The organism is Aerococcus sp. HMSC062A02 (genome assembly GCF_001809535.1).
Classification (GTDB): Bacteria; Bacillota; Bacilli; order Lactobacillales; family Aerococcaceae; genus Aerococcus.
The window spans coordinates 1-13,155 of sequence record NZ_KV797922.1 but is presented as its reverse complement, the minus strand read 5'-3'; the positions used below and the strand labels follow the sequence as shown (position 1 = coordinate 13,155).

At 53.4% G+C, this 13,155-nt stretch carries 13 protein-coding genes and 1 pseudogene; 1 reads left to right on the top strand and 13 read right to left on the bottom strand.

The features are described 5' to 3' along the window. The 12 genes from HMPREF2626_RS04380 to purE form a co-directional block, all read right to left on the bottom strand. The coding region (locus HMPREF2626_RS04380; RefSeq protein ID WP_246818923.1) for a lyase family protein at positions 1-424 on the bottom strand (424 nt) is incomplete at its 3' end. Continuing rightward, entirely contained in the window at positions 421-1,707 is a 1,287-nt protein-coding gene (purD, locus tag HMPREF2626_RS04375) for a phosphoribosylamine--glycine ligase (protein ID WP_070617963.1), read from the bottom strand. The genes HMPREF2626_RS04380 and purD, both read right to left, overlap by 4 nt. 9 nt (positions 1,708-1,716) lie before the next feature. Continuing rightward, positions 1,717-3,270, bottom strand: a complete 1,554-nt coding sequence (gene purH / locus HMPREF2626_RS04370; RefSeq protein ID WP_070617960.1) for a bifunctional phosphoribosylaminoimidazolecarboxamide formyltransferase/IMP cyclohydrolase — start codon at positions 3,268-3,270, stop codon at positions 1,717-1,719. Next, positions 3,263-3,835 (bottom strand): phosphoribosylglycinamide formyltransferase, encoded by a 573-nt coding sequence (gene purN / locus HMPREF2626_RS04365; protein ID WP_070617956.1) that lies wholly within the window; start codon positions 3,833-3,835, stop codon positions 3,263-3,265. The genes purH and purN overlap by 8 nt, the downstream gene beginning before the upstream one ends. Positions 3,836-3,845: 10 nt before the next feature. Then, a complete protein-coding gene (gene purM, locus HMPREF2626_RS04360) occupies positions 3,846-4,883 on the bottom strand; it encodes a phosphoribosylformylglycinamidine cyclo-ligase (RefSeq protein WP_070617954.1) in 1,038 nt (345 codons plus the stop codon). After that, positions 4,876-6,327: an amidophosphoribosyltransferase gene (gene purF, locus HMPREF2626_RS04355; RefSeq protein WP_070617972.1), complete on the bottom strand. Its 1,452-nt coding sequence runs from the start codon at positions 6,325-6,327 to the stop codon at positions 4,876-4,878. Before purF ends, purM begins: the two co-directional genes overlap by 8 nt. Positions 6,328-6,356: 29 nt before the next feature. Beyond that, entirely contained in the window at positions 6,357-8,585 is a 2,229-nt protein-coding gene (gene purL, locus HMPREF2626_RS04350; RefSeq protein WP_070617950.1) for a phosphoribosylformylglycinamidine synthase subunit PurL, read from the bottom strand. Continuing rightward, the gene (purQ, locus tag HMPREF2626_RS04345; RefSeq protein ID WP_070617947.1) at positions 8,585-9,271 is read right to left on the bottom strand and encodes a phosphoribosylformylglycinamidine synthase subunit PurQ; all 687 of its coding nucleotides are present in this window, start codon (positions 9,269-9,271) and stop codon (positions 8,585-8,587) included. Before purQ ends, purL begins: the two co-directional genes overlap by 1 nt. Before the next feature lie 2 nt (positions 9,272-9,273). Further along, entirely contained in the window at positions 9,274-9,519 is a 246-nt protein-coding gene (gene purS, locus HMPREF2626_RS04340) for a phosphoribosylformylglycinamidine synthase subunit PurS (RefSeq protein ID WP_070617944.1), read from the bottom strand. Between the two features lie 19 nt (positions 9,520-9,538). Then, positions 9,539-10,258: a phosphoribosylaminoimidazolesuccinocarboxamide synthase gene (gene purC, locus HMPREF2626_RS04335; RefSeq protein ID WP_070617941.1), complete on the bottom strand. Its 720-nt coding sequence runs from the start codon at positions 10,256-10,258 to the stop codon at positions 9,539-9,541. A gap of 3 nt (positions 10,259-10,261) precedes the next feature. Next, positions 10,262-11,389: a 5-(carboxyamino)imidazole ribonucleotide synthase gene (purK, locus tag HMPREF2626_RS04330; protein ID WP_210382788.1), complete on the bottom strand. Its 1,128-nt coding sequence runs from the start codon at positions 11,387-11,389 to the stop codon at positions 10,262-10,264. Continuing rightward, entirely contained in the window at positions 11,382-11,867 is a 486-nt protein-coding gene (purE, locus tag HMPREF2626_RS04325) for a 5-(carboxyamino)imidazole ribonucleotide mutase (protein ID WP_070617966.1), read from the bottom strand. Before purE ends, purK begins: the two co-directional genes overlap by 8 nt. Positions 11,868-12,262: 395 nt before the next feature. Here purE and HMPREF2626_RS04320 point away from each other — a divergent pair, with 395 nt between their 5' ends. Further along, positions 12,263-12,526, top strand: coding sequence for a hypothetical protein (locus tag HMPREF2626_RS04320; RefSeq protein WP_070617938.1), 264 nt, complete (start codon positions 12,263-12,265; stop codon positions 12,524-12,526). Between the two features lie 285 nt (positions 12,527-12,811). On the opposite strand, the pseudogene HMPREF2626_RS04315 reads toward HMPREF2626_RS04320, so the two are convergent. Beyond that, a pseudogene (locus tag HMPREF2626_RS04315) lies at positions 12,812-13,155 on the bottom strand (adenylosuccinate lyase); the annotation flags it as partial.

Here is a 13,155-nt window from a genome sequence, read left to right as displayed (position 1 = left end):
CATGGGTCCGGCCCATGCAGACCGTGTGCTTGTACTTCTGCGCCTTCTTCTTCAGAATCTCTAGGAACCAGGCCAGGTCTTGACGGATAATGTCATTGGCCTGCTTAAGCTGGTAGCCTTGAGCGGTATCGACCACGTCAGTCGAAGTCAGGCCATAGTGGACCCACTTGCGCTCTTCGCCTAGAGATTCAGAAACACAGCGGGTGAAGGCCACGACATCGTGGCGGGTTTGGGCTTCGATCTCTTGGATGCGGTCAATGTCGAAAGTCGCTTTTGCACGGATTTTTTCAACATCCTCTTTAGGAATTTCACCGAGTTCAGCCCAGGCTTCGGCGGCGAGGATTTCAACTTCGAGCCAGCACTGGTAGCGGTTATCATCGGACCAAACTTGGCCCATTTCGGGACGGGTGTAGCGTGGGATCATGAAACTTTTTCCTCCTTAGAGTGAGAGATGACTTGTCCACCAATGTCGTGGCGGTAGAAGGTCTGAGGGATGGGATTCTGGTCGAGATAGGCATAGACCTGTTGAGCCGCTTGGACGAGATCATCCCCCTGGGCCACTGCCATAAGGATGCGACCGCCCTGAGCAATCAAGCGACCTGACTTTTCGCCCACGCCTGCATAGAGTAGAGAGATGTCTGCCGGACAAGCATTAACGAGAGGGCTTAGGTCCATCCCCTTGGCATAGGGATTGGGATAGCCTTCCGCTGCGAGGACAACGCCTAGGCTAGGGCGGTTCTCTTTCAAGGTCAGCTGGGCAGGCTGGCCATCCAGGAGTTGACTAATAGTATCAGCGAAATCATCCCCCAACAAGGGCATGAGGATCTGGGTCTCGGGATCGCCGAAGCGGGTATTGAACTCAATCACCTTAGGCCCCTCAGCTGTCAGCATGAGCCCGGTATAGAGGACCCCGCTGTAGGGATAACCTACCGCTTCCATGGCCTGGAGGGTGGGCTCAACAATAGTCGTCACAACTTCCTGGTAGAGACCCTCATCAACAAAGGGAACTGGGGCATAGGCGCCCATCCCACCTGTATTAGGGCCACGGTCCTGGTCATAGGCCCGCTTGTGGTCCTGGGCCGTTGGTAGGTGGAGGACCTGGCCGTCGTGGACCAAGCTAAAGAAAGAAAATTCTGGCCCGGTCAAATACTCTTCCACCACGACCTGAGATTGACTCCCATAGCAGTCGGCTTCCAAGATATCAACCAGGGCAGCTTCGGCTGTCGCTAGGTCCTGGGCAATCACAACGCCCTTACCAGCTGCTGGCCCATCTGCCTTGATCACAAGAGGAAAGCTAGCCTTCTGAACATAGGCTTGGGCCGTTTTGTAATCTTCAAAAGCTTGGTAGTGGGCCGTCGGAATTCCATTCTGAATTAATAGTTCTTTAGCAAATTTCTTAGAAGATTCCAGACGAGCCGCTGCCTGGCTGGGGCCGAAGATTTTTTGACCTGCAGCCCGAAAACGGTCCACAATTCCCAAGAAGAGTGGCTGTTCAGGGCCAACAAAGGTCCAGTCAATCTCAGCTTCTTGGGCCCAAGCCAGGAGTTCATCGACCTGGTCAACAGCTAAGGGGACCAAGTCGATTCCATCCCCTAGCATCCCCGGATTGCCGGGTGCGCAATAGACCCGGTCAACATTGGGACTCTGCATAAATTTGCGGGCTAGGGCGTGTTCACGACCGCCCCCACCAATCACTAATACTTTCATTCCAACCTCCTAGTGTCTAAAATGTCTCCGTCCCGTCTTCAACATAGGAATCTGAGCCGCATCGGTCACGGCAATGGAATCGTCGTCGTGGATAGAACCTCCAGGCTGGACGATAGCTTTGATGCCATGGGAGACCGCATATTCAGCCGTATCGGCCATGGGCAGGTAGGCATCACTGGCTAGGACCATATCTGACCAGTCCACATCGTGGGGATTGGTCAGGGCTTCTTGGATGGCCAGCTCACAGGCACCCACCCGGTTCATCTGACCGGCACCGATCCCTAGGCTCTGAACAGAATTGGCCACCACAATCGCGTTGGACTTGACATGCTTGACCAACTTCCAAGCCAGTTCCAAGGCCTGGTCTTGCTTGTGGTCAGGTAGCACCTGGCCCATAGCTGGCCAGTCCGCCGCATGGACCGTTTGGGGGATGTCCTGGTCTTGGACCAAGAGGCCACCCATGACGGACACATATTCCTTGGCTGGTGCAGGGCTCTGGTCGAAGTGGTCCAAGGCTAAGAGACGCAGGTTTTTCTTGTCTGCTAATAGCTCTAGGGCCTCGGGCTCAAAAGCAGGCGCAATTACAATCTCTAAGAAGATTGGCTTGAGCGCTTCAGCTAGCTCCTGGGTCACCGGCCGGTTGACGGCCACAATGCCACCGTAGATGGACTGGGAATCAGCTTCATAACAGCGCTGGAAGGCGAGTTCAATGGTCTCGCCTAGGCCCATGCCACAGGGATTCATGTGTTTGACCGCAATGGCAGCGGGAACTTGGAATTCCGCAATCATTCTTAGCGCTGCATCGGCGTCCTTAATATTGTTATAGGACAGTTCCTTACCCTGGAGCTGCTGGGCTTGGACCAGGCTATAGGACGGAGCTAGGGGCTCTTGGTAGAAGGCAGCAGCTTGGTGGCTGTTCTCCCCATAGCGGAGCTCTTGTTTGAGGTCATAGGTCAGGGTCAGCTTTTCCGGCTCAGTCTCGCCGACAAAGTTCGTCAGGTAGTGGGCAATCAGGGCATCGTACTGGGCCGTTTGGCGGAAGACCTTGGCCGCCAAGTGGGCCCTCAAGTCCAGGCTAGTCGCTCCTTCAGCCGCTAGTTCAGCTTGGACCCGGTCATAGTCAGCTGGGTCGGTAAGGACGGTCACCGACTGGTAGTTCTTGGCGGCGCTCCGCAGCATGGAGGGGCCACCGATGTCGATATTTTCAATCAGGTCGGCGTGGCTCGCATGGGCCTGGGCCAGGGTGGCCTTGAAGGGGTAGAGGTTGACCACCACATAGTCGATGGCTTCAATCCCATGGTCGGCCAAGGCTTGAAGGTGGCTGGCCTGGTCGCGGCGGGCGAGGAGGCCCCCATGGATCTTAGGGTGGAGGGTCTTGACCCGGCCATCCAGAATTTCAGGGAAGCCGGTCACTTCCTCCACCGCCGTCACCGGGACCCCCGCCTCAGTTAATACTTGGAGGGTTCCCCCAGTCGAAATAATATCAATCCCTTGTTCGGCTAAAAATCTCGCAAAATCAACAATTCCGGTCTTATCTGACACACTGATTAAGGCTCTAGGCATGTTCTCTTCCTTTCAATTGACGAATAACAGCTGGATAGACTTGGTGTTCCAGGTCATGGATACGCGCTTCAAGTTCGTCCAAAGTCTCCCCCAGTCGGATGGCTAGGCTGGCTTGGCGGATAATCTCCCCACTGTCAATGCCCGCATCCACATAATGGACAGTGACTCCGGCCTCCGCCACCCCCGCTTCATAGGCCTCACGAATGCCGTGACGTCCCGGAAAGGCTGGGAGGAGGGAGGGGTGAATATTAATAATGGCTTGGGGGTAGGCTTGAATGAGGGGCGCGTGGAGGACCCGCATGTAGCCGGCTAAAATAACCAAATCGACGGCTTCTTCCTGGCAAATTTTTACCAAGGCTTCTTCATAGGCTTGGCGGCTAGGGAAGTCTTGGGGACTGAACTGGTAGGTCTTTATCCCTAAATTCAGGGCCCGTTCCAGGGCATAGGCCCCCGCTTGGTCGGAGAAGAGAAAGACAATCTCAACTCCTTCCTGGCCACTTGCAAAAGCTTGGGCCAGGGCTTGGAAGTTGGACCCATTACCGGATGCAAAGATAGCACAACGCATAAGAACCTCCTTAGTGAATCTGGATGGCTCGGTCATCATCCTCGACAACTCGGCCTATGACATAAGCGGCTTCCCCGGCGGCCTCTAAGGAAGCTAAGACCGCATCACGGTCGCTAGGGGCGACTGCTGCCACCATGCCGATCCCCATATTGAAGATCTCATAGAGGTCGGCTTCAGGAATTTGGCCATAGTGGGCCAGGGCCTTGAAAATATCTAAGACAGGCCAGGTCCCCCGGTCGATCTGGGCGCAGAGCCCTTCAGGCAGCATGCGGGGAATATTTTCGACAAAGCCGCCCCCTGTAATATGAGCCAGGCCATGGATTTTACCTGCTCGAACCAAGGGCAGGAGGGAGGCCACATAGATCCGGGTCGGTTTGAGCAATTCCTCTCCCAGGCTGGCGGCTTGGGGCAAGAGGTCCAGCTGGTCATCGAGTGCGAAATCATGGTCCTTGAAGAAGACCTTGCGCACCAGGGAATAGCCATTGGAATGGAGGCCTGAAGAAGCTAGTCCAATGAGGATATCCCCTGCTTGGACATCTCTTTTTTGAATCAGGGAATCGCGGTCAGCAATCCCCACCGCAAAGCCGGCTAAGTCAAAGTCGTCCCCCGTGTACATGTCTGGCATCTCAGCGGTTTCGCCCCCAATCAGGGCTGCACCAGCTTCTTGGCAGCCCGTGCAGACCCCCTTAACGATGGCTTCAATAATGGCCGGATCGTTCTTGGCCACAGCCAGGTAATCGAGGAAGTAGAGGGGTTCAGCGCCTTGGGCCAGGATATCGTTGACACACATGGCCACGCAATCGATCCCAATCTGGTCATAGACCTGGGCCTGGATGGCGAGGAGGAGCTTGGTCCCTACCCCATCAGTCCCCGAGATGAGGACGGGATCTTGGTAGTTAAAATTTTTCAGAGAGAAGGCGGCCCCGAAGCCCCCTAGTTGGCTGAGGACTTCTGGACGTTGAGTTTTTTTGACATGTTTGGCCATACGACGGACGGCTTCATAGCCTGCGGTCACATCCACACCGGCTTGGCTGTAGGCATTATCCATGCTTTTCCTCCTGTTCTTCTAGGGCGCGATAGTATTCTTCGGCATAGTCGTAGAGTCCGGTGGGATAGTCGCCATTAAAGTAGGCCATACAGAGGCCCCCGTAAGGTGCATCGGTCTCTAAACCAATCCCTTCCATCAATCCCTCCTCACTGAGAAAGGCCAGGGAATCGGCCCCAATCAGCTGGCAGATCTCGTCTACATCATGGTTGGCGGCAATTAGTTCTCGGGTCGTTGAAATATCAATCCCGTAAAAGCAGGGATATTTAAGGGGCGGACAGGCAATCCGGACATGGACTTCCTTGGCTCCGGCTTCACGCAAGAGGCTGACGATCCGCTTAGAGGTTGTCCCCCGCACAATGGAATCATCCACCATGACCACCCGCTTGCCCTCCAACAATTTGCGGACAGCCGATAATTTCATGCGGACGCCACGCTCCCGCTCTTCCTGGCTGGGCTGGATAAAGGTCCGGCCCACATACTGGTTCTTGACCAGGGCCATTTCATTGGGGAGCTGGGCGGCTTCCGCGTAACCGCTGGCCGCTGACAGGGAGGAATTGGGGACGCCGACCACGAAATCAGCCCCTGGCGCCGGCGCTTCTTGGGCCAGGCGCGCCCCGCACTGCTTGCGGGCCGTGTGGACATTGATGTCATGAATGGTAGAATCCGGGCGGGCGAAATAAATATATTCCATGGAACAAATGGCCTGTTGGCGGTCCGCCGTATAGTATTGGCGCTGGATACCCTGGCTGTTGATCACAACGACTTCGCCCGGTTGGACATCGAAGAGGGCCTCTGCCCCAATTTGGTCCAGGGCGCAGGACTCACTAGCCATGGCATAAGAGCCATCCGCCAATTGACCGACAACCAGGGGCCGGAAGCCATTGGGGTCACAGGCCCCAATCAAGGCTTGGTCGGTCAGCAAGATATAGGTAAAGCCTCCCTTGATCTGGTTCAGGGCGTCCTTGACTTGGTCCAAGAATTTATCTTCCTGGCTGTGGCGGATTAAGTGCATGAGGACCTCGCTATCTGAAGTAGACCGGAAGATTGCGCCCTTCTTTTCCAAGTCCCGGCGTAGGGCCTGACCATTGACCAGGTTGCCATTATGGGCCAGGGCCATGTCCCCTTCCTCAAAATGGAAGAGGAAGGGCTGGATATTGTGGAGGGAGTGCTCGCCTGACGTGGCATAGCGCACATGTCCCAGGGCAGACAAGCCTTGGAGGCGGTCGACTTGGTCCCTGGACTTAAAGATTTCACTGACCAGGCCCAGGCCCCGGATATCCGTCATCCGTCCCTGAGCATTCAGAGCCGTAATCCCTGCCCCCTCCTGGCCCCGGTGCTGGAGGGCCATGAGCCCGTAGAAGACGAGGCGGGCGGCCTGACTGTGCTGCCAGACGCCAATCAGCCCACACTCTTCATGGGGTAGATCATAATGGTCTTCATCAATATAGGTAGATAGGTAGTCCCCTTCAGAAACTATTTGCTTGTGGCATGTAGTTGACACGTTAAGGCCCCCTCCCATAGTGCTTCTAATTCTTTCAGGTCTGCTTCGATCCGGCCATCATCGGCTTGTAAAAGATAGTCTGCCTCAGCGGTCACCCGGCCTAATAAGTCAAACTTGTCGCCAAAGTCGGCTTCAAAGGCCGCTTGTTGGTCGGGATGGACCGACACAATAAAGCGCGACTGGTTTTCGCTGAAGACTTGGCGGATAGGTCCAGCAAAAGTAACATCGAGGCCCAGTCCTGTCCTAAAGGCGGACTCGGCTAAGGCAACGGCTAAGCCCCCCTCGCTCAGGTCGTGGGCAGAGGCCAGGTGGCCGGCTTGGATGGCCTGGAGGACCGCTTCTTGGTTGACAGCTTCCTGGTCGAGGTCGAAATCAAAGAGCTGACCAGAGATTTGCCCAGTTTCTAAGTACTGGAGCTCAGACCCGTTGAAGGCATCACTGGTCGCCCCGATGCTATAGATCAGGTCCCCTGCTTGCTTGAAGCTTTGCGTAGTGATTTCTGACAGGTCGCGGATGAGACCGACCATGCCGATCATTGGCGTCGGATAGATGGCTTGGCCATTGCTTTCATTATTTAAGGAAACATTGCCCGAAATGACTGGCGTCTGGAGCTGGCGGCAGGCCTGGGAAATACCAGCGGCTGACTGGGCGAGTTCATAGAAGATTTCCGGATCCTCTGGGTTACCGTAGTTCAAGCAGTCAGTGATGGCGAGGGGCTGGCCCCCGCTAGCGACAATATTCCGGGCCGCTTCGCTGACCGCGATTTGCCCTCCACGTTCAGGATCCAAATAAATATAGCGGGCATTGCAGTCGGTCGTCATGGCCAGGGCTTTTTGGGTACCGCGGATGCGAAGAACAGCGGCATCGCTCCCTGGCCCTTGGACAGTTGAGGTCCGGACCATGCTGTCATAGCTTTCATAGACCGAGCGTTTGGAGGCAATGGTCCCCTGTTGGAGGAGGGCTTCCAAGGTCGCCTTGGCATCACTGAATTGGGGTTGGTATTGCTTGGGTTCAGCATGGGCTAGACGTTGAGGTAATTGTTGTTCTCTCTGGTATTCAGGAGCGGATTCCGCTAAGGCATCTACCGGCACATTGGCCACTTCTTGACCCTGGTGGAAGAGCCGGTAGCGGCCATCGTCCGTTACCTCGCCGATCTTAACTGCATGGAGCTTGTACTTGTCGAAGATGGCTTGGATCTTGGCTTCCTTGCCCTTCTTGACACAGAGAAGCATCCGTTCCTGGGATTCAGACAACATCATTTCGTAAGGCGTCATGTCTCTTTCGCGTTGGGGGACCTGGTCGAGATTGAGGCGGAGTCCTGTTCCTGCCTTGGAGGCCATTTCAGAGCTGGAAGATACCAGGCCTGCCGCCCCCATGTCCTGGATACCGACTAATTCTTCCTGGCAGGTCTGGATCACTTCCAGGCAGGCTTCCAAGAGGAGTTTCTCCATGAAGGGGTCACCCACTTGGACAGCTGACCGTTGGCTCTCGTGCTCATCGCTGAATTCCGCACTGGCGAAGGTAGCGCCGTGGATCCCATCGCGGCCGGTCTTGGCTCCGACATAGAGGATGCTATTACCGACACCGGCTGCCCGGCCCTTTTGAATATCTTTTTGGTCCATGAGACCGACGCACATAACGTTGACGAGAGGATTACCGCGGTAGCAATTATCAAAGGCGATCTCGCCTCCTACTGTTGGAATGCCGATGCAGTTGCCGTAGCCCGCAATCCCGTTAATGACTTCCTGGTAGATGTACTTGGTCCGGGCATCATCTAATTCACCGAAACGGAGTGAATCCAGAACGGCAATGGGACGGGCTCCCATACTGAAAATGTCGCGGATAATCCCGCCGACCCCAGTAGCCGCCCCTTCATAGGGTTCCACCGCTGAGGGGTGGTTGTGGCTCTCCCCCTTGAAGACCACGGCCTGACCATCGCCAATATCCACAATCCCGGCTCCCTCGCCTGGCCCTTGGAGGACTTGGGGCCCTTCAGAAGGGAAGGTACGCAAGATTGGCTTGGTGTTCTTGTAGGAACAGTGCTCACTCCACATGACCGAGAAGAGACCGGTCTCTGTGTAATTGGGCAGGCGACCGAGAATCTTATCCCGGATCAGGGCATATTCCTCATCCGTCAAGCCCCACTCTTGGTAGATCTTCTCTTCTTGGATTGCTTCTGCTGTCAGTTCTTGTGTCGCCATTAAGCTTGCCCTCCTAAGTTCTTCTCATAAGTGTCCCGCATCGATTCAAAAACCCGCAGACCGTCAATACCGCCAATCAAGGCCTCTACCGCCCTTTCTGGATGGGGCATGAGGCCGATCACATTGCCCGCTTGGTTGCAGATCCCTGCAATATTGGCTGTTGACCCATTGGGATTGTCCCCCGCATAAGTGAAGACAATCTGGTGCTTGGCCCGCAATTCCTCTAGGGTTTCTGGGTCGCAGTAATAATTCCCTTCGCCATGGGCAATAGGCAGGCTGATTGCTTCCCCTGCTTGGTAGCGGCTGGTAAAGGCTGTTTGGTTGTTTTCAACCTTCAGAGCTTGGTGTTTGCAGACAAAGTGGAGGTCGCGGTTGCGCAAGAAGGCCCCCGGCAGGAGTCCGGCCTCGCAGAGAATCTGAAAGCCATTGCAGGTCCCTAAGACAAGCTTGCCTGAATCAGCGAAAGCTTTTAAGGCCGTCATGATAGGGGCAAAACGAGCGATAGCCCCAGACCGCAAGTAGTCGCCAAAGGAAAAACCGCCTGGTACCATGACCGCATCATAGGCCGACAAGTCGCTGGCATCGGAAGAAACAAAGTCCACCTCTTCACCCAGGATGTCCCGGATGGCATGGAACATGTCCGTGTCGCAATTGGAACCCGGAAATTGAATCACAGCAAATTTCATGACTAGGCCTCCTTAATGGTGTAGCGGTAAGCTTCCATGGTGACATTGGCCAAGAGCTTATCGCAAATGTCTTCAACAGTCGCTTGAACATCAGCCACATCCTTAGCGATTTCCAATTCAAAGTACTTGCCCTGGCGGACACTTTCAACTTCGGTGTAGCCCATCTGGTTGACGGCTTGCTGGATAGCTTCACCTTGGGGGTCTAAGATGGATTCCTTATAAGTAACAAAAATTTCTACCTGATACATGTTGGTCCTCCTTGTGGTCTTAGGCTTGGGTCACGGCTTCGAGTCGGCTGAGTACTGCTTCATAGAAAGGAATGATATCTCCTTCGTCATTGCGGAAGATATCTTTATCAAAAGATTCTTTCGTTTCAATATCCCAGAGTCGGGCATTGTCTGGGGAGAATTCATCAGCAAGCACAATTTCTCCATCGGGCGTGCGGCCGAATTCGAGCTTGAAATCAACTAGGATGAGCCCCGCTTGCTTGAATAAAGCAACTAAAAGGGCATTAATCTGCCGGGTCAGCCGCTTGATTTCTTGGAGCTCATCTTCTGTCGCAGCTTGGAGGAAGCGAATATCCTCATCATTGATAAAGGGGTCGTTCAGGGCATCTGCCTTGTAGAAGAATTCCAAGACCCCGCCTGGGATCTCGGTTCCTTTGTCAACGCCGAGCCGCTTAACGAAACTTCCTGCTGCATAATTGCGGAAGACAACTTCTAGGGGAAACATCTGGGCTTCCTTGACTAATTCTTCGTGGGAATTTAAGACTTTCACCAGGTGGGTGGGAATCCCCTGGTCGGCTAAATAAGTGAAAATCAGCTGGTTAATGGCCTGGTTGAGAGCACCCTTACCAGGAATTTCTTCCTTCTTGGCCCCATTGCCTGCTGTGGCCTGGTTCTTGTAAACCATCTTGAGAATGCCGGCTTGGTCTGTCTGGTAGAGATCCTTGGCCTTGCCAGAATAAATTAAGTTTTTATCAGTCATTCCTTATCCTCGCTTCCAAATTTCTGTTGCTTTAATTTCTTCTAGACTTTGCGTCATATCATCTGTCAAGAGGGTCAAGTGTCCCATCTTGCGGTTGACCTTGGCTTGGTCTTTGCCGTAGAGGTGGGGGTGCCAGTGGCTGGCCTGGGCCAGGGGGTCCTTGAAGGGATCGAGATCTTGGCCGAGAACATTGACCATGAGCGCTGGCTTGAGGAGCCGGGGCTTAGGCAGGTCCCAGTTGCAGATGGCCCGGATATGGAGGTCGAACTGGGAGAAGTCACAGGATTCAATGGTGTAGTGGCCGCTATTATGGGGGCGAGGGGCCAGTTCATTGATCAAAATATTCCCTTCCGCCGTTAGGAACATCTCAATCCCCAGCGTCCCGACCAAGTGGCCAGCTCGTGCAATCTGCCGGGCGACCTGGTCCGCCTTAGCCTGGAGCTCTGCTGAAATCCGGGCCGGCACGATGGATTCAAAAAGAATATTGTCAGAGTGAATATTCTCGGCCACCGGGAAAGTCACCAGGTCCCCTCCCGGCTTGCCCACTGCCATAACGGACAATTCCTTGCTGAAGGGCACCCAGGCTTCCAAGATGCAGACCTGGTCCTTTATGAGCTCAGCCGCCTGGTTGATATCTCGGGCTGAACGGAGAACCTGCTGACCCTTGCCGTCATAGCCGAAACGGGTCGTCTTCAAAACAGCAGGATAACCCAATTGGTCCAGGCCTGCTTGTAAATCGGCTGGGCTAGCTACCCGGCAATAAGGAGCCACTTGGGCCCCAGCTGCTTGGAGGAAGGCCTTCTCTGTCAAACGGTCCTGGGTCTTTGCCAAAAGCTCTGTCCCCTGGGGCAGGTAGACCCGGTCGCCCAGGGCTTGGAGGCTGTCGGTATCAATATTTTCAAATTCAAAGGTCAAGACATCGCAGGCATCCGCAAAGGCGACCAGGGCTTCCCGGTCATCATAGGCCCTCTGGTAGTGGAAGTCCGACACCTGGGCGGCTGAGCAATTGGCTCCTGGGTCGAGGATACCTACCCTAAAGCCCATTTCTTTAGCAGCTTGGGCCAGCATCTGCCCCAACTGGCCGCCACCGATAATCCCAATCGTTTGTCCCGGTAAGATGGTCCTAGTCAAGTTGGTCACCACTTTCTTTGGCCGCCTGACGCATGGCTTGGCGGTAATCAGTCAAACGATCAACGAGATCGCGGTCCTGGAGACTGAGGATCTGAACAGCTAAGAGCCCCGCATTCTTAGCGCCTGACGTCCCAATCGCCGTTGTCGCTACCGGAACTCCCCCTGGCATCTGCGCAATGGACAAGAGAGAATCCCAGCCACTCAAGGCCCGGGACTGAACTGGGACCCCAATCACCGGCAGGGTGGTCTTAGCAGCCACCATACCCGGTAGGTGGGCCGCCCCGCCTGCACCTGCAATTATCACTTGAATGCCCCGTGCCCGCGCAGATTCGCTAAAGGCGAACATTTCATCCGGCATCCGGTGGGCTGAGATCACCCTTTTTTCGTATGTAATTCCAAATTGGTCTAAGACCCGGCAGGATTCGCGCATAGTCTCCCAATCGGATTTTGATCCCATAATCACTGCAACATCTGGCATTTCCATAACCCCTTTCCTTTTCCCTAATACTATAACACAAGAAAAGGTCAAATAACATATATTATTATATTTTATTTTATAATTGTTCGTATTTTGTTATATAAACGGATGTTTTTATATTTTGTTTTATTAATATTTACCAAAAGACGAATTATTTATAAATTGGCTTTTTGGGGATTTGTTGAGAATAATTTGTCAAATCGTAGGGAGACTATTCCTTCCGCCTTTGAATTTGATCATTAAATATTCAGGGGAAGCATAATTTTAATTAGTGTTTATAAATAGAAAGAATATAATATAAACAAAGGAAGAAGATGACCTAAGATAAAAAAGCAAACTGTGCTAACAAAGGATGAAGCCCAAGTCCTTTTTAACTTGATTGCAGGCGTCTATAATTGCAAAAAATTTCTTTCCCCGACCAAACTAAGGAAAACCTCCTAGAAGCTGCACAGGTCATCCAGGAAAACAAGAATATCGGCCAGGCCCTTGTCCTGACCTACAATGCCCTTAAAAAATTCTCTCCCAAAGACCGACTGGAGATTCCAGAAATCAAGCACTTAACTGATTTTGTCCAAAATTTCTTCTATAAGCGCCAAGGAAAAGACTTGAGGGATTTCTATACAGCTTATGGGGCTATGAGCGGTCCATTGATTTTTTAGCTCGTGTTAGGAAGCCACAATTGGGTGCTCTCATTGTGGCTTCAAGCTTGCCAACCCACAGTCAAAGTCTCTGTTTGTGGGTTCACGGCCAGCAAGCCACAGTATAAGTCTTCATTTGTGGACTCACGATTTCGAAGCCACAGTCAAAGCCTTTATCTGTGGCTTGCGACTAATAAAAATAGAACAGCCCAGCAGGATTAAAGCCATCCTTGCTGGGCTGTTCTAGTTTAATGGACATATTTTTACTGTATAAATGAGGCTCCTGTACGCTTCCCCTCATATTTCTTAGATACCCAATCGTTCAAAGATTTCATCCACCCGTTGGAGGTGGTAGTGGTAGTCGAAAGCATCAGCGATGTCTTCAGGACTGAGTAAATCTGTAATTTCTTCATTACCTTCTACCAGTTCGCGGAAGTCGCGCTGGTTATCCCAGGCCTGGGCAGTCAGGGGTTGAACCAGGTCATAGGCGGCTTCACGGGATAGGCCTTGGTCGACCAACTTCAAAAGCAGGCGTTGGCTATAGATCAAGCCGTGGGTGGCCTGCATGTTCCGCAACATATTGTCTGGGAAGACAGTTAGATCTTCAATGATCTTACCGAAGCGGCGGATCATGTAGTTGACCAGGATGG